This is a genomic window from Bacillus sp. OV166 (assembly GCF_900177675.1).
Classification (GTDB): domain Bacteria; phylum Bacillota; class Bacilli; order Bacillales; family Cytobacillaceae; genus Neobacillus.
The window spans coordinates 5,066,580-5,091,284 of record NZ_FXWM01000001.1 but is presented as its reverse complement, the minus strand read 5'-3'; the positions used below and the strand labels follow the sequence as shown (position 1 = coordinate 5,091,284).

The 24,705-nt window shown below is 40.0% G+C and carries 27 protein-coding genes and 1 other annotated feature; all 27 genes read left to right on the top strand.

Features of this window, described 5'->3' with window-relative positions; all coding sequences use genetic code 11:
* Positions 1–96: 96 nt before the first annotated feature.
* Positions 97–516 carry a cysteine metabolism transcriptional regulator CymR gene (cymR, locus tag CCK98_RS25095; RefSeq protein WP_088089084.1) on the top strand — a complete coding sequence of 140 codons (420 nt, stop codon included), beginning with the start codon at positions 97–99 and terminating at the stop codon, positions 514–516.
* A 45-nt stretch (positions 517–561) separates the two neighbouring features.
* Positions 562–1,704, top strand: coding sequence for a cysteine desulfurase family protein (locus CCK98_RS25090; RefSeq protein WP_088090540.1), 1,143 nt, complete (start codon positions 562–564; stop codon positions 1,702–1,704).
* Between the two features lie 39 nt (positions 1,705–1,743).
* A complete protein-coding gene (gene mnmA / locus CCK98_RS25085) occupies positions 1,744–2,862 on the top strand; it encodes a tRNA 2-thiouridine(34) synthase MnmA (protein ID WP_088089083.1) in 1,119 nt (372 codons plus the stop codon).
* A gap of 85 nt (positions 2,863–2,947) precedes the next feature.
* On the top strand, positions 2,948–3,601 hold the full coding sequence (locus CCK98_RS25080; protein ID WP_088089082.1) for a tetratricopeptide repeat protein: 654 nt from the start codon (positions 2,948–2,950) through the stop codon (positions 3,599–3,601).
* A gap of 33 nt (positions 3,602–3,634) precedes the next feature.
* Positions 3,635–6,079: an ATP-dependent RecD-like DNA helicase gene (locus tag CCK98_RS25075; protein WP_088089081.1), complete on the top strand. Its 2,445-nt coding sequence runs from the start codon at positions 3,635–3,637 to the stop codon at positions 6,077–6,079.
* A gap of 33 nt (positions 6,080–6,112) precedes the next feature.
* Positions 6,113–6,589, top strand: a complete 477-nt coding sequence (locus tag CCK98_RS25070) for a PRC-barrel domain-containing protein (protein WP_088089080.1) — start codon at positions 6,113–6,115, stop codon at positions 6,587–6,589.
* A gap of 11 nt (positions 6,590–6,600) precedes the next feature.
* Positions 6,601–6,792, top strand: coding sequence for a hypothetical protein (locus CCK98_RS25065; RefSeq protein WP_088089079.1), 192 nt, complete (start codon positions 6,601–6,603; stop codon positions 6,790–6,792).
* 85 nt (positions 6,793–6,877) lie between these two features.
* Complete coding sequence (locus tag CCK98_RS25060; protein ID WP_088089078.1) at positions 6,878–7,015, top strand: YrzQ family protein; 138 nt, start codon at positions 6,878–6,880, stop codon at positions 7,013–7,015.
* Between the two features lie 132 nt (positions 7,016–7,147).
* Complete coding sequence (locus CCK98_RS25055) at positions 7,148–8,227, top strand: AI-2E family transporter (protein ID WP_088089077.1); 1,080 nt, start codon at positions 7,148–7,150, stop codon at positions 8,225–8,227.
* A gap of 65 nt (positions 8,228–8,292) precedes the next feature.
* Positions 8,293–8,520 (top strand) — a binding site (T-box leader).
* A 53-nt stretch (positions 8,521–8,573) separates the two neighbouring features.
* Positions 8,574–11,210: an alanine--tRNA ligase gene (alaS, locus tag CCK98_RS25050; protein WP_088089076.1), complete on the top strand. Its 2,637-nt coding sequence runs from the start codon at positions 8,574–8,576 to the stop codon at positions 11,208–11,210.
* 113 nt (positions 11,211–11,323) lie between these two features.
* Positions 11,324–11,590, top strand: coding sequence for an IreB family regulatory phosphoprotein (locus tag CCK98_RS25045; RefSeq protein ID WP_066257787.1), 267 nt, complete (start codon positions 11,324–11,326; stop codon positions 11,588–11,590).
* Positions 11,591–11,593: 3 nt separating this feature from the next.
* On the top strand, positions 11,594–12,010 hold the full coding sequence (ruvX, locus tag CCK98_RS25040; RefSeq protein ID WP_088089075.1) for a Holliday junction resolvase RuvX: 417 nt from the start codon (positions 11,594–11,596) through the stop codon (positions 12,008–12,010).
* A 12-nt stretch (positions 12,011–12,022) separates the two neighbouring features.
* Positions 12,023–12,337, top strand: a complete 315-nt coding sequence (locus CCK98_RS25035; protein WP_088089074.1) for a DUF1292 domain-containing protein — start codon at positions 12,023–12,025, stop codon at positions 12,335–12,337.
* Positions 12,338–12,532: 195 nt separating this feature from the next.
* Positions 12,533–13,657, top strand: a complete 1,125-nt coding sequence (gene mltG, locus CCK98_RS25030; protein ID WP_088089073.1) for an endolytic transglycosylase MltG — start codon at positions 12,533–12,535, stop codon at positions 13,655–13,657.
* 300 nt (positions 13,658–13,957) lie between these two features.
* Positions 13,958–14,608: an O-methyltransferase gene (locus CCK98_RS25025; RefSeq protein ID WP_088089072.1), complete on the top strand. Its 651-nt coding sequence runs from the start codon at positions 13,958–13,960 to the stop codon at positions 14,606–14,608.
* A complete protein-coding gene (locus tag CCK98_RS25020) occupies positions 14,605–15,534 on the top strand; it encodes a peptidase U32 family protein (RefSeq protein WP_088089071.1) in 930 nt (309 codons plus the stop codon). Before CCK98_RS25025 ends, CCK98_RS25020 begins: the two co-directional genes overlap by 4 nt.
* A 70-nt stretch (positions 15,535–15,604) precedes the next feature.
* Positions 15,605–16,876 (top strand): U32 family peptidase, encoded by a 1,272-nt coding sequence (locus CCK98_RS25015; RefSeq protein WP_088089070.1) that lies wholly within the window; start codon positions 15,605–15,607, stop codon positions 16,874–16,876.
* Position 16,877: 1 nt separating this feature from the next.
* Positions 16,878–17,513, top strand: coding sequence for a uridine kinase (gene udk, locus CCK98_RS25010; protein WP_088089069.1), 636 nt, complete (start codon positions 16,878–16,880; stop codon positions 17,511–17,513).
* A gap of 163 nt (positions 17,514–17,676) precedes the next feature.
* Positions 17,677–18,153, top strand: a complete 477-nt coding sequence (gene greA, locus CCK98_RS25005; protein WP_088089068.1) for a transcription elongation factor GreA — start codon at positions 17,677–17,679, stop codon at positions 18,151–18,153.
* A gap of 76 nt (positions 18,154–18,229) precedes the next feature.
* The gene (locus CCK98_RS25000) at positions 18,230–19,990 is read left to right on the top strand and encodes a penicillin-binding protein 2 (RefSeq protein ID WP_088089067.1); all 1,761 of its coding nucleotides are present in this window, start codon (positions 18,230–18,232) and stop codon (positions 19,988–19,990) included.
* 114 nt (positions 19,991–20,104) lie between these two features.
* Positions 20,105–20,800, top strand: a complete 696-nt coding sequence (locus tag CCK98_RS24995) for a YrrS family protein (RefSeq protein ID WP_088089066.1) — start codon at positions 20,105–20,107, stop codon at positions 20,798–20,800.
* Between the two features lie 316 nt (positions 20,801–21,116).
* Entirely contained in the window at positions 21,117–21,812 is a 696-nt protein-coding gene (gene mtnN / locus CCK98_RS24990) for a 5'-methylthioadenosine/S-adenosylhomocysteine nucleosidase (RefSeq protein WP_088089065.1), read from the top strand.
* Positions 21,813–21,829: 17 nt separating this feature from the next.
* Entirely contained in the window at positions 21,830–22,753 is a 924-nt protein-coding gene (locus CCK98_RS24985; protein ID WP_088089064.1) for a PLP-dependent cysteine synthase family protein, read from the top strand.
* A 1-nt stretch (position 22,754) separates the two neighbouring features.
* Positions 22,755–23,888: a bifunctional cystathionine gamma-lyase/homocysteine desulfhydrase gene (locus CCK98_RS24980; protein WP_088089063.1), complete on the top strand. Its 1,134-nt coding sequence runs from the start codon at positions 22,755–22,757 to the stop codon at positions 23,886–23,888.
* A gap of 161 nt (positions 23,889–24,049) precedes the next feature.
* Entirely contained in the window at positions 24,050–24,178 is a 129-nt protein-coding gene (locus tag CCK98_RS36545; protein WP_256942456.1) for a hypothetical protein, read from the top strand.
* A gap of 190 nt (positions 24,179–24,368) precedes the next feature.
* Positions 24,369–24,509 carry a YrzI family small protein gene (locus CCK98_RS24975; protein WP_088089062.1) on the top strand — a complete coding sequence of 47 codons (141 nt, stop codon included), beginning with the start codon at positions 24,369–24,371 and terminating at the stop codon, positions 24,507–24,509.
* Positions 24,510–24,549: 40 nt separating this feature from the next.
* Positions 24,550–24,690 carry a YrzI family small protein gene (locus CCK98_RS24970; RefSeq protein WP_088089061.1) on the top strand — a complete coding sequence of 47 codons (141 nt, stop codon included), beginning with the start codon at positions 24,550–24,552 and terminating at the stop codon, positions 24,688–24,690.
* Positions 24,691–24,705 lie beyond the last annotated feature (15 nt).

Below are 24,705 nucleotides of genomic sequence, written 5' to 3'. Positions count from 1 at the left end.
GAAAAAGCATATTAAAGAAGAATATGATATAATTCTAATGCCTATCAAATTACTAAGGATTTTTATTTTTAATATAGATATGAATAGAGGTGCGGTATGAAAATCTCAACAAAGGGTCGCTATGGTCTGACGATCATGATTGAACTTGCTAAAAAACATGGTGAGGGCCCGACATCATTAAAAACGATTGCGCAAGCAAATGATCTATCTGAACATTATTTGGAACAATTAATTGCCCCATTGCGTAATGCAGGTTTAGTAAAAAGCATTAGGGGGGCATACGGTGGTTATATCTTAACAGACATTCCATCTAAAATTACGGCTGGTGATGTCATTCGTGTCCTAGAAGGACCGATCACACCAGTTGAAGGTATTGAAGATGAAGAACCAGCCAAACGGGAGCTGTGGATTCGGATTCGGGATGCTATTAAGGATGTTTTGGAAAACACTACGTTAGAAGATTTAGCAAATCATAGTAATGATGAAGAGCCGGATGGTTATATGTTTTATATTTAGGGTAAAAAGTAACATTGGAGAATTATTTTGATAGAAGGTGTTAATGTGGAACGAATCTATCTCGACCATGCTGCCACATCTCCCATGCATCCAAGGGTTATTGAAAAAATGCTCGAGGTGATGAAATCAACTTTCGGAAATCCCTCAAGCATCCATTCTTTTGGCAGGGAAGCACGGCACCAGATTGATTTAGCGCGCGCGGTGCTAGCGGACAGCATAGGTGCAAAGGAAAACGAGATTATTTTTACAAGTGGAGGAACCGAAGCAGATAATATGGCGTTATTTGGGGTTGCGGAAACCTATCAGAAAAATGGCAGGCATATTATTACCTCCGTAGCGGAACATCATGCGGTTCTTCATGCTTGCAAAAAGTTAGAAAAAATGGACTTTGAAGTCACGTATTTACCTGTGGATGAAACAGGGCGAATATCAATGACTGAACTTCGTGCTGCCTTAAGGGAAGATACTATTTTGGTGTCGATAATGTACGGTAATAATGAAGTTGGCACACTCCAACCAATTACCGAGATTGGACAGTTATTAAAAGATCATCAAGCGAAATTCCATACCGATGCCGTTCAGGCTTACGGTGTCGAAAACATTGATGTCAATGAAAGCCAGATTGATTTGTTATCTGTCTCTGCCCATAAGATTAACGGGCCAAAAGGAACAGGATTTCTTTATGCCAGGTCCAATGTGAAACTGTCTCCTCGTTCCTTCGGCGGTGAGCAAGAAAGAAAAAGACGTGCTGGGACGGAAAATATTGCGGCGATTGTTGGATTTCATGAAGCTATGTTGATTGCACATGAAGAACGTACAGCCAAGCGTAATAGATTCTTTGATTTGAAAAAGACCTTGATGGAAAGGCTCCGTCAGCTAGATGTAGAATTTGACAGAAACGGATCGCTTGAATATTCATTGCCACATGTATTAAACTTAAGCTTTCCTGGGACAAGTGTGGAAGCGATGCTAGTTAATCTCGATTTAGCGGGAATTGCTGTTTCGAGCGGTTCGGCATGCACTGCGGGCTCAATAGAACCTTCCCACGTACTTGTTGCCATGTTTGGGAAACAATCAGAACGATTAACTAATTCGATTCGTTTCAGCTTTGGCTTTAATACGACAACCGAGGAAGTAATCAAGGCGGCTGAGGAAACAGCTAAAGTTGTTACTCGTCTGAAAAAATAAATCTTCGACGACTTTGCAGCATTAGAGAGGTGAAAATCAATGGAAAGAAAAGATCCAAAAAACACAAGGGTTGTTGTTGGAATGTCAGGGGGAGTAGATTCTTCTGTAGCAGCACTTTTGTTGAAGCAGCAAGGCTACGATGTCATCGGCATTTTTATGAAAAACTGGGATGACACGGATGATACCGGTTTTTGTACGGCAACCGAAGATTATGAGGATGTCATTCGCGTTTGCAATCAAATCGGGATCCCCTATTATGCGGTAAATTTTGAAAAACAATATTGGGACAAGGTATTTACCTATTTCCTTGAAGAATATAAAGCAGGCAGGACACCTAATCCGGATGTAATGTGTAACAAGGAAATTAAATTTAAAGCCTTTTTAGAGCATGCAATGAAATTAGGTGCGGACTATCTGGCTACTGGTCATTATGCACAAGTTGAATATCGTGATGGAGAATATAAGATGCTCCGCGGTCTTGACGACAATAAGGACCAAACTTATTTCTTGAACCAGTTGACGCAGGAACAGCTTAGTAAAGTTATGTTCCCGATAGGTAATCTTGAAAAACCAAAAGTTCGTGAAATTGCCAAAGAAGCGAATCTTGCCACTGCTACAAAGAAAGATAGCACAGGGATTTGTTTCATCGGGGAACGAAATTTTAAAGATTTCCTAGGTCAATATCTGCCGGCTCAGCCAGGAAACATGGAGACGTTCGATGGTGAGGTCAAAGGCAAGCACGAGGGGTTAATGTATCATACGATCGGTCAAAGACATGGCTTAGGAATTGGTGGAGCGGGTGAACCGTGGTTTGCCATCGGTAAGGACTTAGAAAGAAATGTTCTTTATGTGGGCCAAGGTTTTCATCATGAAAAACTTTATTCAGATTCCATTACTGCTGTCGGCGTAAGCTGGGTATCGGACCGAGAAAAGAATGCTGAATTTACATGCACGGCAAAATTCCGCTATCGTCAGGAAGACCATAAAGTAACCGTGCGTCTTTTAGAAGATGCTCAAGTTGAGGTCGTTTTTGATGAACCGATTCGTGCCATCACTCCAGGCCAAGCCGTTGTTTTTTACAATGGAGATGAATGTCTAGGCGGAGGGACAATTGACCACGTCTTTAAAAATCGTGAACGATTAACATATGTTGGCTAATAAAGACCCTGATTCCTTTTCTAGGAGTCAGGCTTTTTTTTAATAAAATATGATATACTTTCACTTAGGATTGGAGCTGAAATAAATGGATAAAAACCAATTAGGTGTGCAATACATGCAGGATGGCAACCTGGAAGAGGCGGCAAAGGCCTTTAATGAAGCCATTCAAGAAAACCCAAACGACCCAGTTGCCTATATTAATTTCGGAAATGTACTTTCCGCTGTTGGGGACGACGAAAAGGCACTGAATTTTTATCGAAAAGCAATTGAAATAGATGAAAACGCTGCGGCGGCTTATTATAGTATTGGAACCTTGTTATTTAGTAACGACCTCTTCAACGAAGCCAAGAATATGTTTGAGACAGCTATGAAAAAAGGTCTGCAATCAAGTGACAATTACTTCATGTTAGGGTTGACACTTGTTCAGTTGGACCAAGGGAAATTTGCGCTTCCGTATTTACAAAGAAGCGTCGAGTTAAATGAAAATGATGCGGAAGCACGTTTTCAATATGGGTTATGTCTTGCACAGCTTGAGTTAATTTCTGAAGCGGTGATTCAATTTGAAAAATGTATCGAACTAGATTCGGAACATTCCGATGCCTATTATAATTTAGGTGTCACCTACGCTTTTCAAGAAAATCCTGCGAAGGCAGTTGAAATGTTTAATAAAGCACTTGATATTCAACCCGACCATTTACTTGCTGGTCACGCGAAAAGGTTAATCGAGGGTAACCAGTAATTTTTCTTATTTTTTCAGAAAGGAGGGAGCCGAATGGAAAAGCAAGATACACTTGATTTATTTACTGAACAAGGAAAATTCGTAAAAGGGAGACCGATTGTGACCATTTTTCACAATGAACAAAACCTTTACACCGTGCTAAGGATTCGCGTCGATGAAACAAATCATCCTTATGAGGACAAAGAAGCAGTGGTCACCGGTTATTTTCCGAAAATTCATGAACAAGAAACCTATATCTTTTTCGGAGAATTTAAGGATCATCCAAAGTTTGGGATGCAATTTCATACCAATCATTTTCGCAAGGACATGCCCCAAACGAAACAAGGGGTTATCAACTATTTATCTGGAGAAATGTTCAAAGGGATCGGAAAAAAGACCGCTGAAAACATTGTAGAAACCTTAGGAGAAGACGCCATATCCAAAATTCTTAATCAGCCGTCATTGCTAGACTCCATCCCAAAACTCCCTCCTGAAAAAGCAAAATTACTTTACGATACGTTGATGGAGCATCAAGGACTCGAGCAAGTAATGGTTGCTTTAAATCAATATGGATTTGGACCGCAGATTTCGATGCGGATTTATCAAGCCTATAAAGATGAAACACTTGACATTATGCAGAAGAATCCATATCAACTGGTTGAGGATATTGAAGGAATCGGTTTTGGCCGGGCCGATGAGCTTGGCTACCAGCTGGGTATTTCCGGGAACCATCCTGACCGGATCAAAGCAGCCTGTCTCTACATCCTAGAAAATGAAAGTATGCAAACAGGGCATGTATACATAAATGCTGAAGACTTATTGGAGCAAGTAAAAGCATTATTAGAAGATAACAAGCGTGATCAAATCGACTACATAGATATATCCAATGAGGTCATTAAGCTGCAAGAAGAGGGTAAATTAATTGGGGAAGAGAAACGCGTTTACTTGCCTTCTTTATATTTTGCAGAAAAAGGGCTTGTGACGAATATCCACCGGATCCTTGAACAAACCGAATATAAAGATCAATTTCCCGAATCTGAGTTTCTGCTATCGTTAGGAAGTTTAGAGGAACGGCTTGGGGTCCAATATGCACCGACGCAGCGAGAAGCCATCCAAACGGCGTTAATGTCGCCGATGTTGATTTTAACAGGTGGACCTGGAACAGGGAAAACGACTGTTATTAAAGGGATTGTTGAGCTTTATGCCGAATTGCATGGCTGTACCTTAGAGCCTAAGGATTACCATAAAAAGGGGGAGCCATTCCCATTTTTGCTTGCAGCACCGACTGGTAGAGCGGCAAAAAGAATGAGTGAATCGACTGGACTTCCAGCGGTAACCATTCATCGTCTCCTCGGATTTAATGGGCAGGAAGGATTTGACCGTGATGATGCGAGCCCGCTTGAAGGGAAAATTATCATTGTCGATGAAACGTCGATGCTTGATATTTGGCTTGCTAATCAACTGTTTAAGGCACTCCCTGAAAATATTCAAGTCATTCTAGTCGGGGATGAGGATCAATTGCCCTCCGTAGGACCAGGCCAGGTTTTAAAGGATATGCTGGAATCAGAACGGATTCCCACGGTCCGCCTAACCGATATTTATCGCCAGGCAGAAGGTTCGTCAATAATCGAACTTGCCCATGAAATTAAAAAGGGTTATTTACCTGCCGATATTACGGTGAAGCAAGCAGACCGTTCATTTATCAAATGTTCAACAGCGCAGGTATCTCAGGTTGTTGAAAAAGTTGCTCTAAATGCCAAGAATAAAGGATATTCGGCAAAGGATATTCAAGTATTAGCCCCCATGTATAGAGGGCCTGCTGGAATCGACCGTTTAAATGTATTGCTGCAAGAGATATTTAATCCGAACCCTGACGGCAAGAGGAAGGAAATTGCTTTTGGTGAGGTAAAGTATCGGATCGGTGATAAGGTTCTACAGCTTGTAAACCAACCTGAAAGTAATGTTTTTAACGGGGATATTGGGGAAATCATCTCGATAATTTATGCGAAGGAAAATACCGAAAAGCAGGATATGATTTATATTTCCTTTGAAGGGAATGAAGTCGAGTATACAAAGCAGGACTTAAATCAAATCACGCATGCATATTGCTGTTCTGTTCATAAATCGCAGGGCAGTGAATTCCCGATTGTCATCTTACCGGTGACAAGAAGTTATTATCGGATGTTACGTAGAAATTTGATCTACACAGCGATTACCAGAAGTAAACAATCCTTGATCCTTTGCGGGGAAGTAGATGCGCTTAAAATGGGCGTAGAAAGAGCGGATGAACTCTCTAGACAAACAACCTTATGCCAAAAGCTCCAAGAATCGATTACAGCTAGACCAAATGCTGGAGAAAATCATGAATCAATCGTTCCCAAAGCAGCAGAAGGTGAAAATTCTACCGATGGCTTGTCCTACGAGGATCTATTCATACAGGAAGATCCAATGATTGGCATGGAAAACGTTTCACCTTATGATTTTATGTTGAATGACTAACACTATAAATGTTCACAGGAGGTGGGACACTCTTTGCGGACATTTTCGTTACTGAAAGGACAGCCTGTTTTTAATACAAAAAGCGGCCAGAAAATTGGTGAGGTTTGTGATTTATGTATCTCAAGTAACGGTAAGGTAAAGGGCTTATTGATTAAAAAAGGCGTTTTTTTCAAACAAACCTTTTTTCTGGACATCGAGAAGGTGGCTTCCTTCGGATTAGATGGAATAATGATTGATGACGACGGCCATTTGGTAAAACTGAAAGATGACCCAGAATATACACTTACTCATCAGCATTCTCTAGATGGAATGATGATGCTATCTAAGAGCGGGGAATCGCTTGGATTGTTAAAAGATGTATATTTTCAGGAAGAATTGGGCACAATCATAGGGTACGAAATCACGGATGGCTTCTTTTCGGATCTTACGGAAGGCAAACAAGTCATTCAATCCGGGAAGCCCTTAGCTATCGGAAAGGATGCCATTATCGTAGATGTAAATAATACGTGAGGTGTCTTTCCATGTTTAAGTGTCCCAATTGTCAAAGTAAGGATATCGGTAAAATTGGTATCAACCAATATTATTGCTGGAGTTGCTTTATTGAACTTACAGTAAACAAAGGCCTAATCAGTACCCATCAAGTCGAAGAAGACGGGTCACTTAGTTCCTTAGATGATTTGTTTGAAGAAGAAGAGCGTCGTTACACCCTTTAAGATAAAAAAGCGAAACGCTTGTGTTAGACCGTTATCAAAGTTAACCATGTAAACTTATTTAACGTCTATTAAAGAGGTGAAACGTATGAATAAAATGATGACGACGACGATGATTGCTATTGGTGCTGGGATGGCTGCCTATACTGTGGCCTCAAGAAACAATATGATGTCTGCCCGAAATATGAAAAGAATGACAAAGAAAGTAAGACGCGCGATATTTTAGAACTGAATCCCCCCTCAAATTCGAGGGGGATTTTTGCGTTTCGGTTCATACCTGTTAACATGCGCTACCGCTTTTCTGATGCATAATTCCACCAAGTGTCTCTAAAACTAACATGAATGGGAGGCTTAAAACGTGGAGATTCAAATGAAATGGTATTACCGCATCGGGTTTTTACTCCTTTTATTAATTGCCATCTATGTGTTTCTAAAAATCCGCTTTGTTTGGATGCCTGTCTTTAAGGTAGCTATAATTATTATCCTCCCCTTTGTAATCGGAGGATTTATCACCTATTTGCTGCATCCAATTGTCGAAAAATTACACCAAAAAGGCTTGCATCGAGGGCTCGCTATTTTTCTTATTTATATTTTATTTTTTGGTGGTCTGGGCATTTGCATATATAAGGGAATTCCGGCGATGATCGACCAAATAAAAGACCTCTCTGAGAGCGCGCCAGTTTTAGCAGAGCAATACAGAGGTTGGGTTGATAAACTTCAATCGCATACAAGAGAATGGCCCGACGGCTTGCAAACTAGAATTGATGATGGGATTGATGCGTTTGAAGAAAAGCTTGACTCCTTGTTGTCAGTTATTGTAAATATTTTAATTAGTTTTTTTAATTCTGCTTTAATTATGATGATCATTCCATTCATTGCCTTTTATATGCTAAAGGATTTTCAATTGATTAAACGATCCCTATGGTATATTACCCCTAAACAGTGGAGGAAGAAGGGGACACTTTTCCTAAAAGACGTTGATGAATCGCTGGGCAGCTACATAAGAGGTCAACTCCTGGTATGTGTGATCATTGGCAGTGTCTCAGCCCTTTTGTTTTGGATATTTCATCTAAAATACTCTTTAATTTTGGGCTTGATTGTTGGAGTGACCAATGTCATTCCCTATTTTGGACCCATCATCGGAGCTGTCCCAGCAGTCATCATCGCTGCCACATCGTCCGTAAAATTAGTTGTGATTACAATGGTGATTGTTTTTGGGCTTCAATTTCTAGAAGGAAACATCCTTTCTCCATTGATTGTAGGTAAAAGTCTTCATATGCACCCCTTAATAATCATGATGGCGTTAACCGCTGGGGGGGAAGTCGGTGGAATACTTGGACTTATCTTGGCTGTTCCTGTTTTAGTGGTAATAAAAGTGGCTATTATTCACGCGAAAAATCATTTTATTCGTAGGAAAGCAAAAGAACCTTCCACATAAGCGGGTGATAGATTGACAAACTTTTTTCGGGTAGCTATAATTCGTGATATAGAATGATTATTTGTATGAAAATGTTGAAGGATTGAGTATGTTGTAGACCATCTGTAACGCATTTGCGTAGAAGAGAGGAGCTTCCCTGGCTGAAAGAAGCTCTAGATGAAGGACGACAGAAAGCTAATCTGGAGTGCAGCTAACCACTGCCGTATTCCTGCGTTAAGGGATTATTGAGAGATGGATACGTGTTTTGTATCCGTAATCAGGGTGGTACCGCGAGACAAGCTCTCGTCCCTGTTTTTGGGATGAGGGCTTTTTTGTGTGCTTTTTTATTAAAAAGGGAGGTCTAATAATGAAAAATTTAACAGGTTCACAAATTCGTTCGATGTTTTTAGAGTTTTTTAGTAAAGAAAAAGGTCATACTATTGAACCGAGTGCATCACTTGTGCCGCATGATGATCCATCACTATTATGGATTAACAGTGGGGTTGCAACTTTAAAGAAGTATTTTGATGGACGTGTCGTTCCTGAAAATCCTAGAATTACAAATGCGCAGAAATCTATCAGAACCAATGACATTGAAAATGTCGGAAAAACAGCCCGCCACCATACATTCTTTGAAATGCTCGGTAACTTTTCAATCGGTGAATATTTTAAAGTAGAAGCTATTGAATGGGCATGGGAATTCTTAACGTCTGAAAATTGGATTGGCTGGGATCCAGAACTTCTCTCGGTTACGATCCATCCTGAAGATCACGAAGCCTTTGAAATCTGGCATAACACCATCGGTCTGCCGGAGGAGCGCATTATTCGCCTCGAAGGAAACTTCTGGGATATTGGTGAAGGCCCAAGCGGTCCGAATACAGAAATTTTCTATGACCGAGGTCCAGAGTATGGAAATGATCCTACTGATCCTGAACTCTACCCAGGTGGTGAAAATGACCGTTATCTTGAGGTCTGGAACCTAGTATTTTCTCAATTTAATCATAACCCGGATGGTACCTATACACCGCTGCCAAAGAAAAATATTGATACTGGAATGGGATTAGAACGAATGGCTTCCGTTGTTCAAAACGTCCCTACCAATTTTGATACAGATTTATTTATCCCTATTATTCGTGCAACAGAAGAGATTTCCGGCGAAAAATACGGACAGAACAAAGAGACCGATGTTGCCTTCAAAGTAATTGCAGACCATATTCGTACGGTTGCCTTTGCAGTCGGCGATGGGGCATTGCCTTCAAATGAAGGTCGTGGCTATGTACTGCGCCGCTTACTTCGCAGGGCTGTTCGGTATGCTAAACAAATTAATATTAATCGTCCATTTATGTTTGAACTCGTTCCTGTCGTAGGCGAAATCATGGATGATTTCTATCCAGAAGTGAAAGACAAGACCGATTTTATTCAAAAAGTCATCAAAAGTGAGGAAGAACGCTTCCATGAAACACTTCATGAAGGCTTAGCGATTTTAGCAACTGTGATTAAGAAGGAAAAAGAGACAGGCAGTGAAACCATCACTGGTGCGGATATTTTCCGACTTTATGACACATATGGGTTCCCGGTTGAATTAACAGAGGAATATGCTGAAGAAGAGGGCATGAAGGTTGATCATGAAGGCTTTGAAGTAGAAATGGAGCAACAGCGTGAGCGTGCCCGAGCAGCAAGACAAGATGTCGACTCTATGCAGGTCCAAGGCGGTGTCCTTAGAGATGTTAAGGTCGAAAGTAAGTTTGTCGGCTATGACGAACTTAAAACGAATTCTATTGTGGCAGCAATCATTAAAAATGGTGAACTTGTCGACAAAGCATCGAGCGGTGAGGAAGTTCAGCTAATTCTAGATGTGACACCGTTTTATGCAGAGAGTGGCGGACAAATTGCTGACCGTGGTTTGATAACAGGTGTAGATTCTTGTATAACGGTTAAGGATGTTCAAAAAGCACCAAATGGTCAAAACCTTCACCAAATAGTTGTGAAATCAGGAACATTAACAACGAACGACAAGGTGACAGCTGAAGTTGATGCTGAAAACCGCGTGAAAATTATTAAAAACCATACAGCGACCCATTTGTTACACCAAGCCTTAAAAGACGTTCTAGGCGAACATGTGAACCAAGCTGGTTCCCTTGTAGAACCAGATCGTCTTCGCTTTGACTTTTCGCATTTTGGTCAAATTAAACCAGAAGAACTTGAACAAGTCGAGAAAATCGTCAATGAAAAAATCTGGAGAAACATCGAGCTGGACATCAGCCTAAAGCCAATTGCTGAAGCAAAAGAAATGGGGGCAATGGCTCTTTTTGGAGAAAAATATGGTGATATTGTCCGTGTAGTAAGGGTTGGCGATTATAGCCTAGAGCTTTGCGGCGGCTGCCATGTTCCAAATACATCTGTGATTGGGTTGTTTAAAATTATTTCTGAAGGCGGAATTGGTGCTGGAACGAGAAGGATTGAAGCGGTAACCGGTGAATCAGCTTACAAATCATTAAATGAGCAAGTGAGCTTGTTAAAGGATGCAGCTGAGAAACTAAAAACCAATCCGAAAGAAATTGTTAATAGAATTGATAGTTTAATGCTAGAAATCAAACAACTTCACAGAGAAAACGAATCTCTTTCAACAAAACTTGGGAATATTGAAGCCGGAAATCTCGTATCAAAGGCGAAAGAAATTGATGGGGTAACAGTGTTAGCTGCAAATGTTCAAGGTGCTGATATGAATAACTTAAGAAATATGGCTGATGATTTGAAGCAAAAACTGGGCTCGGTCGTAATTGTTTTGGGTAGTGCCCATGAAGGAAAGGTTAACTTAATTGCAGCAGTTACCAAGGATTTAATTGAAAAAGGTTATCATGCTGGAAAGTTGATCAAAGAAGTTGCTTCTCGCTGCGGCGGCGGCGGCGGCGGTCGTCCTGACATGGCTCAAGCAGGTGGTAAGGATCCGGAAAAACTGGATGCTGCACTTCAATTCGTTGATGAATGGGTAAAATCCATTTGATAATAGGACAAAGTAGTGTAAAATGTAGGTAACTAAGCTAAAAAGCGGAAGTGCCCAGGCGCTTCCGCTAGACAATACAATTCTCTCCTCAAATAAAAAGCGAGGTGTATGCAATGAGCTCATTTGACAAAACGATGCGATTTAATTTTCCTGAAGAACCGTTTGAGCATGATATAAATGACGTTCTTCTTCAAGTTTATGAAGCTTTGCAGGAAAAAGGCTACAATCCGATCAACCAAATTGTTGGTTATCTTTTATCAGGAGATCCTGCCTATATTCCGCGTCATCGCGATGCCCGCAATATTATTCGCAAGCTTGAACGAGATGAAATTATTGAAGAATTAGTGAAATCCTATCTAAAACAACAGCGAGAGGGTTAATGCATGCGCGTATTGGGTTTAGATGTAGGCACTAAGACAGTCGGTGTCGCTTTAAGCGATGAATTTGGCTGGACTGCCCAGGGCCTTACAACTCTCAAAATCAATGAAGAAAAAAATGTGTTTGGTTTTGAGGAAATTGGTCAATTAATAAAAGAGTATCAAGTAGATACGGTTGTCATCGGTCTGCCTAAGAACATGAACGGGACGATTGGACCGCGCGCAGAAGCGAGTATGCAATATGCAAGAGAAATTGAAAGTAAATTTGCAGTGCCAACTGTCCTTTGGGATGAGCGTCTAACAACAATGGCAGCTGAGCGCGTATTACTTGAAGCCGATGTAAGTCGGAAAAAACGTAAGAAAGTAATTGATAAGATGGCTGCAGTGATGATCCTGCAAGGCTATCTGGATAGTAAAAATTAATGAGGTGAAGAAATGGCACATGATCACGAACACGAACATGATGAAGAACAATTTATTACACTAGTAGACGAAAATGGTAACGAACAATTACATGAAGTGCTTTTTACTTTTGATTCTGATGAGTTCGAAAAATCTTATGTATTCTTTTATCCTGTAGGATCTTTTGATGATGATGAAGAAGATGTTGATATTCATGTTTACGCTTATATTCCTACGGAAGATGGCGGATATGGTCCGTTATTGCAAATTGAAACGGACGAGGAATGGGACATGGTTGAAGAAGTGTTCAATACCTTCAATGAGGACCAAGAAGCGGAAGAAGAATAGAATATTGATAAACCGGCTGGTTTAATAGCCGGTTTTTTTTTGTCTTTATTGTATTAAAAACTGACAAATTTATTGTTAAATTGACATTTTTCTTACTATGTGCTGAAATAATTAAGATGTCTATTTTTTTAATGTTACACATTAGTAGTTTACAAAACCTAGATCTGCGTCGGTATAAAGGGAAGGGGGAGTCAAATGACAACAGACAAAAAAGATGTTATCCGTAAAAAAATGCTTGAACATCAAAACGAAGCAAAAGTTGTCAGAAAAATTGTTTTGATTATTTCAATTTTATTGCTATTATTAATAGTCTTAATTAGTGGTGGAGGATATTTGTACATAGAATCAGCACTTAATCCTGTTGACGCAGGTAGTAAGAAACTGAAAACAGTGGATATTCCGATTGGCTCATCAGTCACAGGTATCGGCGAAAAGTTAGAATCAAGTGGGATCATAAAAAGTGCAAAAGTATTTAAATATTATGTAAAGCTAAAGAATGAAGGCGGGTTTATGGCAGGGGAGTATCAACTAAGTCCTTCCATGGATGTCCCCGAAATTGTTAGCCGTCTAAAAACCGGTAAGGTACTGGCTAAGGCCAGTTTCAAAATTACCATTCCTGAAGGAAAACAACTGAAAGAAATTGCGGCCATGATGGCAAAAGCAACCAAACAGAAGGAAGATGTTGTTTTTAATAAATTAAATGACAAAGAATTTATTAAAACGCTAATGGCTAAATATCCGGATATATTAACCGAGGAAATCTTAAATTCTTCAGTAAAATATCCACTGGAAGGTTATTTATTCCCGGCGACCTATCCGTTCTACAAAAATAATCCCTCTGTTGAAGAAATGGTCACTGCTATGCTTGATAAAACCCGGACGATTGTATCTGCCTATTCAGAGCAAAGTAAGAAAAAAAAGCTATCTGTTCATCAACTATTAACCATGGCCTCATTAGTTGAAGAGGAAGCGACCGAAAAAGCGGACCGTAAAACGATTGCGAGTGTTTTTTATAATCGGATCGAAAAGGGTATGATGCTCCAAACCGATCCGACCGTTCTCTATGCTCAAGGGAAACACAAGGAAAGGGTGTTATATGAAGATCTTGAAGTGGATTCACCATATAACACATACCAAAATACGGGTCTGCCTCCAGGTCCAATTGCCAATGCCGGAAAATCTTCGATTGAAGCATCACTTGAGCCTGAGAAGACTGACTATTATTATTTCTTGGCAACGGCAGATGGTGATGTTATTTTTACAAAAACTCTGGAAGAGCATAATAAGGAAAAAGCAAAGCATATTACAAGTAAAAATTAATTGCATTACGGAGGAAATGTTATCATTCCTCCGTTTTTCTATTGAAATATTATACTGATCTATGTTAAAATAGTTCAAGTGTTTTAATAAATGATCCATAGCGTAACTCACAGTAAGGTAACCTGGCCATAGCTGCCTGGAACGCATTATGTCGGAATTCTACCCGTTAATGCTGAAGATTACTGTGAACGCTATTTTTTCATGTCTAAATAGTTTTATCTATAGAAATAATAAAAGTATTTGACTTAGAGAATTGCTAGCCCAAGCGCAATTCTTATTAGGGATAGAGGTGAGGGCAGCTTGTTAAATGAGAAGCTGCATTCTTATATTGAAGGTCTTATTTCTGAACGAAATCTATTGTTTACAGAAATGGAAAACTATGCGAATGTTCATAATGTTCCTATTATGGAACTGTCAGGTATAGAAACGATGCTGCAATTATTACGAATTCACGATTCAAAGAAAATACTTGAGGTGGGAACAGCGATAGGTTATTCTGCTTTACGAATGGCAGAGGCGCTCCCAAATGCCCAAATTGTTACAATCGAGCGCGATGTGGACCGTATACACTTGGCTGAACAGTTTATCAGTCGCTCGGAACATAGTCATCAAATCACTTTAATCAAGGGTGATGCACTTGAGGTTGAGGATGCCGTAAGTGGACATGCCTCTTTTGACGCGATTTTTATTGATGCAGCGAAGGGTCAATATAAAAAGTTTTTTGAAATTTATTCTAAATATCTAACGGATAATGGTCTAATTATTACCGATAATGTTTTGTTTAAAGGCCTGGTTGCAGAACCTGTAATTGAAACAAAAAGAATACGGAATCTCGTCAAAAAGATTGATGAATTTAATCACTGGTTAATGAATCATCCGGATTTTGATTCTGTTATATTGCCCGTCGGGGACGGGGTTGCGATAAGCAAAAGGAGAGGTGATAGGATATGAAAAAATCAGAATTACTGGTAACTCCTTTGACTGTCAATGATATCTTGCCATTATGTGAAGCTGGTGCAGAAGCATTTGTGGTCGGTGAACAACGGTATGGCTTACGACTTGCAGGGGAATTTAACCGAGAAGATGTCCAAAAGGCGATCCAACTAGCCCACTCAAAAGGGAAAAAAGTATATGTGGCCATGAATGCGATTTTTCATAATGAAAAAATTGAAGAGCTTGGCGAATATATTCAATTTGTGTCAGTGGCAAAGGCTGATGCGATCATTTTTGGTGATCCTGCTGTTTTAATGACGGCAAGAGAAGTTGCCCCAGATATGAAACTGCACTGGAGTACCGAAACAACAGGAACAAACTGGTACACTTGCAATTATTGGGGTAGAAAAGGTGCGAAACGGGCAGTGTTAGCTCGAGAAATTAATATGGATGCGATCGTTGAAATGAAAGAAAATGCGGAAGTGGAAATCGAAGTGCAGGTTCACGGTATGAGCTGTATGTTCCAATCCAAACGTTCGCTTCTAGGAAATTATTATGAGTACCAAGGAAAAGTAATGGAAATTGAAAATCGAAATATGCAAGAAAACATGTTCTTACATGATAAGGAACGAGAAAATAAATATCCAATCTTTGAAGACGAAAACGGTACACATATTATGAGTCCAAATGATATTTGTATCATTGATGAACTTCAAGAGATGCTTGAAGCGGGTGTCGACTCGTTTAAAATCGACGGAATCCTAAAAAGCTCTGAATATATTCTTGCAGTAACTAAGGCTTACCGTGAAGCAATTGATTTGTTTAGCGAAGACCCGGACGCTTATGAAGATAAAAAGGACGAGTTGTTAGCGGCAATTGAAGAAATTCAGCCGGCCAATCGTTCATTAGATACAGGATTTTATTTCAAAGAGACGGTTTATTAAAAGAAGAAAAGCAGAAGTCCCTGCTCAGGGGCGCTGTAGCTAGACATTAATTAATTGGAGGGGTTCAGCTGTGAATACAGTTAAAGATAAGATTTCTGAAATTATCGACGGAAAACGTGTCATTATTAAGAAGCCGGAACTCCTTGCTCCAGCAGGTAATCTTGAAAAATTAAAAATTGCTGTACATTATGGTGCAGATGCCGTATTTATCGGCGGCCAAGAATATGGACTTCGTTCAAATGCCGATAACTTTACCTTCGAAGAAATGAAGGAAGGCGTGGAGTTTGCAAGAGAATACGGAGCAAGAATTTACGTGACCACCAACATTTTCGCTCATAATGAAAATTTGGACGGTTTAGATGAATATATCCTTGGGTTGAAGGAAACTGGGATTGCGGGAATAATTGTCGCTGACCCGTTAATTATTGAAACTTGCCGCCGTCTTGCTCCGGAAATTGAAATCCATATAAGCACACAGCAATCACTCTCCAACTGGAAAGCTGCCCAGTTTTGGAAAGAGGCAGGGGCAGAACGTGTTGTCTTGGCACGTGAAGTAAGTGCAGAAGAAATTAGAGAAATGAAAGAAAAGGTCGATGTTGAGATTGAAACCTTTATTCATGGGGCGATGTGTATTGCCTATTCCGGACGTTGTACTTTGAGCAACCATATGACTGCAAGGGATTCGAACCGCGGTGGCTGCTGTCAATCATGCCGCTGGGATTATGACCTTTTCAAGTTAGAAGGCAGCAACCAGGAAGTTGCCCTTTATGAAGAAGGTGACGCTCCGTTTGCAATGAGCCCGAAGGATCTTAATCTAATTCAAGCCATTCCACAAATGATCGAACTAGGTATCGATAGTTTGAAAATCGAAGGCCGAATGAAATCGATTCATTATATCGCAACCGTTGTCAGTGTTTATCGGAAAGTGATCGATGCCTATTGCGCGGATCCTGAGAATTTTGTCATTCAGAAAGACTGGCTATTGGAACTCGACAAATGTGCAAACCGGGAAACGGCTCCTGCATTTTTTGAAGGTGTGCCAGGGTATAAAGAGCAAATGTTTGGTAATCATAGCAAGAAGACAAATTTTGAATTTGTAGGCCTTGTTCTGGATTATGACGAAGAAACTAAAATGGTTACACTTCAACAACGTAATCATTTTAAACCAGGGGAAGAAGTTGAGTTTTTCGGACCTGAGATACAAAACTTTACCCATGTCATTGATAAAATCTGGGATGAAAAAGGTATTGAATTGGACGCAGCAAGACATCCACTTCAAATTGTACAATTTAAAGTGGACAAACCGGTCTACCCTAACAACATGATGCGAAAGGAGAACTAGCATGATGCGCAAACCCGTTGTTATTGGTGTAACCGGCGGCTCCGGCTCCGGAAAAACCAGTGTAACAAAAGCAATTTATGAAAGTTTGAAAGATCATTCCATTTTGGTGCTAGAACAGGATTATTATTATAAGGACCAGAGTGATTTACCATTTGAAGCACGTTTGAAGACAAATTACGATCATCCACTTGCCTTTGATAACGACTTACTGATCGAACATATCGAAAAGCTTTTACGCTATGAGACGATTCAAAAACCGGTTTATGATTATTCAATTCACACCCGTTCTGACAAAGTGATTCCAGTTCAACCCCAAGATGTTATTATTTTAGAGGGAATCTTAGTACTTGAGGACGAGCGACTCCGGAATTTAATGGACATCAAGTTGTACGTTGATACAGATGCTGATTTAAGAATAATCCGCCGTTTGACTCGTGATATTAGAGATCGCGGGCGGACGTTTGATTCTGTCATTGACCAATACTTAAATGTTGTTCGTCCGATGCATAACCAATTTATTGAGCCTACGAAGAGATATGCAGATATTATTATCCCTGAAGGCGGCCATAACCATGTGGCGATTGATTTAATGGTCACAAAAATTCAAACAATTCTTGAACAAAAGTCAATTTTATGAAACAATAACAAAAGAAAAGTCTAAATAGAAAAATTCAGACTGGAAAAATTATTTTTGTTGCGCGCCCTTTTATTTAAGGACGCGCTACTATCTATTATGCCGATTGGCATAATATTACATATTTTACATACACAATTCTTAATGAATAGAAGGAGTGAGGGTTTTGGCAACAGAGAAAGTATTTCCAATGACACAAGCAGGTAAAGAAAAACTTGTCCAAGAACTTGAATACTTAAAATCAGTGAAACGTAAAGAAGTGGTTGAAAGAATTAAAATCGCAAGAAGTTTCGGGGATTTATCTGAAAACTCTGAGTATGATTCTGCGAAAGAAGAACAGGCTTTTGTTGAAGGGCGTATAACAACTTTAGAAAATATGGTTCGCAATGCGAAGATTATTGCAGAAGCCACTATGGCGAGTGACTCTGTAACATTAGGAAGTTCCGTTACATTTGTTGAGCTCCCAGATGGGGATGAAGAAACGTATTCCATTGTTGGAAGCGCTGAAGCTGATCCATTTGAAGGGAAGATATCAAACGATTCACCAATCGCTAAAAGCCTTTTAGGTAAAAAAGTAGGCGACCAAGTATCGGTTCAAACTCCCGGCGGTGAAATGAGCGTCCGTATCGTCAGCATTAAATAATCGAAATTATAACTATTCTTTTGAATATTGTTTGAAATAAGAAAACCTCGTCAAAACTTTTGACGAGGTGTTTTTTATGTGGCGAAGACGAGCCATTGGGTGGCTTATTATTTCTATTACAGGTTTGTTGTTGCTTTTAGTACGTTTAATGCACATTCAGTTAATTGAGACAGAGACCTTTTCTAAACATAACGTAAATTTACTTGAAGAAAGTGTCAAACAAAGAACTCAAGAACTGGTAATTGATAATGGCAGAGGTAACTTTCTTGACCGAAATGGTGCAATGCTCACGCATAAAAAGGTGGCAGTTCTCGTCCTTTTTCCCTTTTTGAAAAAAATGGATTGGGAGACCGACAAGGTTTCAAGTATTTCTGGAATACCAGTAACTGTCCTTAAAATGGCTGTTGAAGGGGCGAAAAAGCCTTTTGCCTATGGGGACCCTGAACCATATGAACTTACTAGTTCACAAATGGAAAGAATCAATAGCTTAAAAATACCTGGTGTATTTGCGATAGAAAAAAAGTTTGAACGTGCCCAAGTACCAGCGGAACAGTTGCTTGGGATGACAGGTGAAAATTCTAAAGAGTTAAAGAAGCGATATCCGAGAAAGGAATTGTCGGAGAAAACCTTAATTGGCGTGTCTGGGCTGGAGGAAAGTTTTGATGAATTCCTGCTCCCTGAAGGTAAATCAAAGCTGGTTTATCATGTAGACGGCGGTGGTGCACCGCTTTTTGGAATTAATGTAAGATATGTAGATCCGGCAAATCCGTTTTATCCTGTCAATATTCGGACAACCCTGGATAGGACACTTCAGCAAAAAGCGGAGAATTTAGTTGACCACTATCAGATAAAAAAAGGGGGCTTGGTTCTCCTTAATATTCAGGATAATAGCGTGTTGTCACTTGTTTCGCGGCCAACGATTAATAAAAATGACCCTTACAATGGTGCTGGAATGACAAATATGATGTTGAAACAACAGATAATGGGCTCAGTTTTCAAAACGGTTGTAGCGGCTGCTGCCATAGACCATAATCTTGATGACCCGAAGCGTCAATTTGATTGCAGTAAGAAAATCAATGGTAAACCAGAGTTAATATACAATTATGGAATGTTGGATTTCACGAATAGCTTTGCAAGGAGTTGTAATCGTACCTTTGGAGAGCTAGCTAGTGAATTACAAAAAATAAATCCCAACCTTTTAGAAGATTATGCAGAAAAGTTGTCGCTTACCGGTTCGGTTGGCTGGCAGGGGGATATCTATCATACGAATGATTTTAAACAGCTCGCTGATGAGGATAAAGGAAGAGTGTTTCTTTCTGAGGACGCTAGGAAGGACGCTAATTTCGCCGCGATGTCCGGAATTGGACAACATGAAGTACGGGCTACCCCTTTAGCCGTCGCTAATATGATGGCGACGATCGCAAGGGGTGGTGAAAAAGAGATGGTTAGGGTCGTATCAAAAATTGAATACAAAAACGGTACGACGATGGTTAATTTTCCGGAGCAAAGCTTCCAGGGAGATACCATTTCTCCCTATACCGCGATGAAGTTGCAAAAGTTATTGCGGGAAGTTGTCTTGAACCCGAATGGCACAGGAAGATGGTTTAAGGACTTGCCTTATGAGGTAGCAGGAAAATCAGGCACAGCTGAAACAGGAAAATATGAAGCAGGCAGGCAGTTGCATAATAAATGGTTCGCTGGTTACTTTCCTTACGAGAATCCCAAATATGTACTTGTGGCAGTGAATTTGGATGTACTAGATACAGAGGGCGGGGTAAATTTGTTGTTTGCTGATATGGTTAAAATGCTGTATGAAAAAGATAAAGGGATGCAATAGGTAATGTTTTTTCCTTCAAGTTCTCATAAAATCATGTTAGAATATTGAGAGTCTATAAATGTCTGGCTCCTGTACCAAGGGAGCTTCCGTATTTTATTTTAGGAGGGAATTAATTTGACTAATGATTTGAATTCTAATTCGCGTTCAGGTTACCGTTCGAAAAGAAAAAAGACCAATATCGTCTTAAATAGTTTAATTATCGTTGTGCTCTTACTAATTATTTTTGTCGCATATAATATCTTTGCTACTGGAAATGACAATGCATCACCAAAAAAGGAAAGTACAAAAACAGAGCAAAAAGATAATAAAGATGAACAAAAAGAGTCTGAAACTGTCACTACAAATGACGATGACAGTGTAACTGATCCTGCTGCCGAAGAAGAACTAAGTGAAGATGCTGCGACAACAGAGGATTCTTCCACATCGGAGGATACTACGACACCGGAAGGTGCAGCTGAATCACAGGCTGTGGTGACAGAGGGAGACGGCAATTCGAATGTGGTGAAAGCAACTGAAAATCCTGCTTGGCAACCTGTTGGTACATCGCAAACAGGCGAGCATACTCCAGTTTATGACCAGTCTTCGGCTGACTGGCAAGAAATGTTGAATGCCATTTCTTATGCAACTGGTTTAGACAAAGGTAATATGACCGTTTATTGGCTGGGAAGAGATAGATCTACAACAAATGGCTCGTTTGGCACCGTCGCTTCAAAGGATAAACAGCAAAAGTTTAATGTATATCTCCAATGGGTTGATGGTCAAGGTTGGAAACCTACCAAGGTAGAAGAACTGGCTGAATTAAATCAGTAATCGATATTGAAAAAGCCTCTCGAAATCTCGAGAGGTTTTTTGCGGTATTTTAGACATTTCGAGGCATTCTCACAACGAAAATATTGACGAATTTGTAAAATATGATAAGTTGGGAACAGGTTTTTCACGAACCCATAGTATACTCATAGGATTGATGTATTCAATTAGGAGTGAATATGTAATAAGGTGCAGCACATTGTAGCATGCTTTTATTAAAAGCGGTAGAATAGTGTTTGCGGATACAATGTATGGTTCCGAGGAAGATTATAAGCAGTAAATCTGATAATAATTATGAATACAAGAAAGAGGTCACAGTATGAAAATCGCAATCATTGGAGCAATGGAAGAAGAAGTAACTTTACTTAGAGATAATATCGACAATCAAACACAGGAAACTATAGCAGGCTGTGAATTTACCTTTGGAAAAATGCATGGAGTGGATGTCATTCTGCTTCGTTCTGGAATTGGTAAGGTCAACGCTGCCATGTCATCTACTATACTGCTTGAGAAATATAAGCCTAATTGCATCATCAATACAGGGTCTGCTGGTGGCTTTAATCCTGCACTAAATGTAGGAGATGCCGTTATTTCAACGGAGGTTCGCCATCATGATGTAGATGTAACTGCTTTTGGTTATGAATATGGCCAGGTTCCGCAGTTGCCAGCAGCCTTTTTAGCGGACGAAAAATTAATTACAGTCGCAGAAGCAGCAGCATCAGAACTTGAAAACTTCCAAATTGTTAAAGGCCTAATTGTCACTGGAGATTCCTTTATGGAGGACCCTGTCCGTGTCGATTTTGTCCGGTCAAAATTTCATGACCTGCAAGCCGTGGAAATGGAAGCAGCGGCAATCGCACAAGTAGCTCATCGATTTGGAGTACCTTTTGTCATTATTCGCTCACTTTCTGATATTGCTGGAAAAGAATCTGAAGTTTCTTTTGACCAATTTATCGATAAAGCGGCAACTAATTCTGCGACATTAGTTATGAAGATGGTGGCAGCTTTACGATAGTTAGTAGAGGTGGAAAAATGAAGGTTTACAAAAATGTACATGAACTAATTGGGCATACACCTATTGTCGAGATAACACAATTTCCTTTGTCTGAGGGAGTTCGAATTTTTGCAAAACTAGAATTTATGAACCCTGGAGGCAGTGTAAAAGACCGCCTTGGGATCGAACTGTTAAACGAAGCTTTTTCAAGTGGGAAATTGCAGGCGGGCGGAACAGTTATTGAGCCAACGGCAGGGAATACCGGGATTGGCCTAGCGCTTGCGGCTATAAACAAAGGAATTCAAGTAATATTATGTGTTCCTGAAAAGTTTAGTATCGAAAAGCAAGAGCTGATGAAAGCACTAGGGGCCAAAATCGTTCACACGCCAACAGAAATGGGGATGAAGGGCGCGATTGCAAAGGCTGAGGAGCTTCTAAAAGAAATTCCAGGGTCCTATTGCCCGCAGCAATTTGCCAACCCTGCTAACCCCGCTACGTATTATAAAACGCTTGGCCCTGAACTCTGGGATCAAATGGACGGTCAAATTGATATATTTGTTGCTGGCGCAGGTACAGGCGGAACATTTATGGGGACTGCTCGGTATTTAAAGGACCATAAAAAAGCAGTTAAAACGGTTATCGTTGAACCGGAAGGATCGATCCTAAATGGCGGGGAATCTGGTCCGCATCGGACCGAAGGCATCGGAATGGAGTTCTTGCCAGGGTATATGGACCCGGACTACTTTGATGCAATCCATACAGTTCCGGATGTGACAGCCTTCAACCATGTAAAGGAATTAGTTGTAAAGGAAGGACTTCTAGTCGGCAGTTCTTCTGGTGCCGCTTTTTATGCTGCACTTAAAGAGGCAGAAAAGGCAATGCCTGGTACAAATATTGTGGTTATTTTTCCAGACGGCAGTGAGCGTTACTTAAGTAAGAAGATTTTTGAAGGAGGAATTTAAAATGAAAAGAAAAACGCAATTAATTCATGGAGGAATTAGTAACGATCCAGCTACTGGTGCAGTTACCTTTCCCATTTATCAAGTGAGTACATTTAAGCAAGAAGGTGTCGGCGGGCATAAAGGCTTCGAATATTCACGAACAGGAAATCCGACCAGACATGCGCTTGAGGAATTGATCAAAGAACTTGAAGGAGGCAAGGCTGGATTTGCCTTTGGCTCTGGAATGGCAGCTATGACAGCTGTGATGATGCTGTTTAACAGTGGGGATCATGTGATATTAACTGATGATGTTTACGGCGGCTCGTTTCGGGTAATGACGAAAGTATTGAATCGATTGGGAATTGACTCTACCTTTGTGGATACAAGTAAATCTGAAACGATATTAAGCGCGATTCGACCAAATACAAGAGCCATTCATTTAGAAACACCTACAAACCCGCTTCTAAAGATTACTGATATTGAAGCAGTCGCAAAGCTTGCAAAAGAACATAATCTTTTAACTATTGTTGATAACACATTTTCGACGCCATATTGGCAAAACCCTATCGAACTTGGGGCGGATATTGTCTTGCATAGTGCCACAAAATACCTTGGCGGGCACAGTGATGTTGTCGCAGGTTTAGCTGTGGTAAATAGTGAAAAGCTTGCTGAGGAGCTCCATTTTGTGCAAAATTCTACCGGTGGGATCTTGGGTCCGCAAGATTCATGGCTGTTAATTCGCGGAATTAGAACACTCGGAATTCGCTTGGAAGAGATGGAAGCAAATACGAAAGCAATTGTGGAATTTTTACAAGGGCACACAAATGTAAAAAAAGTTTACTACCCAGGAATTGAAACCCATCCCAATCATCAGATCGCTAAAAAACAAACAAGAGGGTTTGGCGGTATGGTTTCGTTTGATGTCGGGAGTGCCGAAAATGCAGACAAATTACTTAGTAAAGTGAAATATTTTACCTTGGCAGAAAGCCTTGGAGCAGTTGAAAGCTTAATCTCAGTACCAGCAAGGATGACCCATGCGTCAATTCCAGCAGAGCGCCGAGCTGAACTAGGGATTACCGATGGCCTAGTAAGAATCTCAGTAGGCCTAGAAGACGTAGAAGACCTTATTGAAGACCTAGAGAATGCATTAAAATGATTGAGTGTCAGGCACCATGTGAAAAATTCACATGGTGCCTGACACCTTTTTGGGCTTTTGAATTAATTTAAAAAATTTTCCATAAAAAGGTTTACAAAGGATTTGTGTGTGGATATAATTACCGTAGTAAGTAAAAAATTCCAAAAAGGAGGTCGAAGAAAATGATGTTTACATTAACTGGAGCGATGGCGTTAAACGGAATGGTATCAGCAACTGGAATGATCGCAACAATTGAATATGAATATCAAACATTCGACCAGTCTGGAATGGATTGCTTAATTTTAAATTAAGTTACTATACATATCCATGCCGCAGGGAGAATGACGTCTTGCGGTATTTTTGTGCCTAAAAAACCAGAGCCGCAGGATACTCTTCTGCGGCCTTTTTGTGCCCTTTTTACGAGCATTTTGGATATGTACAGCATAAATTGAATTTGTTGCGATTTCACTACAAATGATTACTTAAAGGAGGTGGTTAATCATGACCCTAAATATATTCTTTTTTTCAATTACTTTTAAAAAACTTGAAGTGAGTCTTGAAGAGGCAGTAAACCAGGAAATGGTTGAAAAGCTTTATGAACAAAACAAGGATAGGCAAATTTCCATGTATCGCTATATGTAAGTGGAAATAATTAATGAATGAAATAAGGAAGTGAACAGAAATGACGCTAAATATAATCTTCTTTTCAATTACGATTAAGAAACGAAAAGTAAGCACGGAAGAAGCTATTCATCAAGAAATGGTTGAGAAGCTCTACGAACAAAACAAAGACCGTCAAGCAACTATGTACCGTGGTATGTAATTAGAAAAAAATTTG

Coding starts and splice junctions, on each gene's coding strand:
- cymR (WP_088089084.1), top strand. CDS start 97: ATGAAAATCTCAACAAAGGGTCGCTATGGTCTGACGATCATGATTGAA.
- mnmA (WP_088089083.1), top strand. CDS start 1,744: ATGGAAAGAAAAGATCCAAAAAACACAAGGGTTGTTGTTGGAATGTCA.
- CCK98_RS25080 (WP_088089082.1), top strand. CDS start 2,948: ATGGATAAAAACCAATTAGGTGTGCAATACATGCAGGATGGCAACCTG.
- CCK98_RS25075 (WP_088089081.1), top strand. CDS start 3,635: ATGGAAAAGCAAGATACACTTGATTTATTTACTGAACAAGGAAAATTC.
- CCK98_RS25065 (WP_088089079.1), top strand. CDS start 6,601: ATGTTTAAGTGTCCCAATTGTCAAAGTAAGGATATCGGTAAAATTGGT.
- CCK98_RS25060 (WP_088089078.1), top strand. CDS start 6,878: ATGAATAAAATGATGACGACGACGATGATTGCTATTGGTGCTGGGATG.
- alaS (WP_088089076.1), top strand. CDS start 8,574: ATGAAAAATTTAACAGGTTCACAAATTCGTTCGATGTTTTTAGAGTTT.
- CCK98_RS25045 (WP_066257787.1), top strand. CDS start 11,324: ATGAGCTCATTTGACAAAACGATGCGATTTAATTTTCCTGAAGAACCG.
- ruvX (WP_088089075.1), top strand. CDS start 11,594: ATGCGCGTATTGGGTTTAGATGTAGGCACTAAGACAGTCGGTGTCGCT.
- CCK98_RS25035 (WP_088089074.1), top strand. CDS start 12,023: ATGGCACATGATCACGAACACGAACATGATGAAGAACAATTTATTACA.
- mltG (WP_088089073.1), top strand. CDS start 12,533: ATGACAACAGACAAAAAAGATGTTATCCGTAAAAAAATGCTTGAACAT.
- CCK98_RS25020 (WP_088089071.1), top strand. CDS start 14,605: ATGAAAAAATCAGAATTACTGGTAACTCCTTTGACTGTCAATGATATC.
- udk (WP_088089069.1), top strand. CDS start 16,878: ATGATGCGCAAACCCGTTGTTATTGGTGTAACCGGCGGCTCCGGCTCC.
- CCK98_RS25000 (WP_088089067.1), top strand. CDS start 18,230: ATGTGGCGAAGACGAGCCATTGGGTGGCTTATTATTTCTATTACAGGT.
- mtnN (WP_088089065.1), top strand. CDS start 21,117: ATGAAAATCGCAATCATTGGAGCAATGGAAGAAGAAGTAACTTTACTT.
- CCK98_RS24985 (WP_088089064.1), top strand. CDS start 21,830: ATGAAGGTTTACAAAAATGTACATGAACTAATTGGGCATACACCTATT.
- CCK98_RS24980 (WP_088089063.1), top strand. CDS start 22,755: ATGAAAAGAAAAACGCAATTAATTCATGGAGGAATTAGTAACGATCCA.
- CCK98_RS36545 (WP_256942456.1), top strand. CDS start 24,050: ATGATGTTTACATTAACTGGAGCGATGGCGTTAAACGGAATGGTATCA.
- CCK98_RS24975 (WP_088089062.1), top strand. CDS start 24,369: ATGACCCTAAATATATTCTTTTTTTCAATTACTTTTAAAAAACTTGAA.
- CCK98_RS24970 (WP_088089061.1), top strand. CDS start 24,550: ATGACGCTAAATATAATCTTCTTTTCAATTACGATTAAGAAACGAAAA.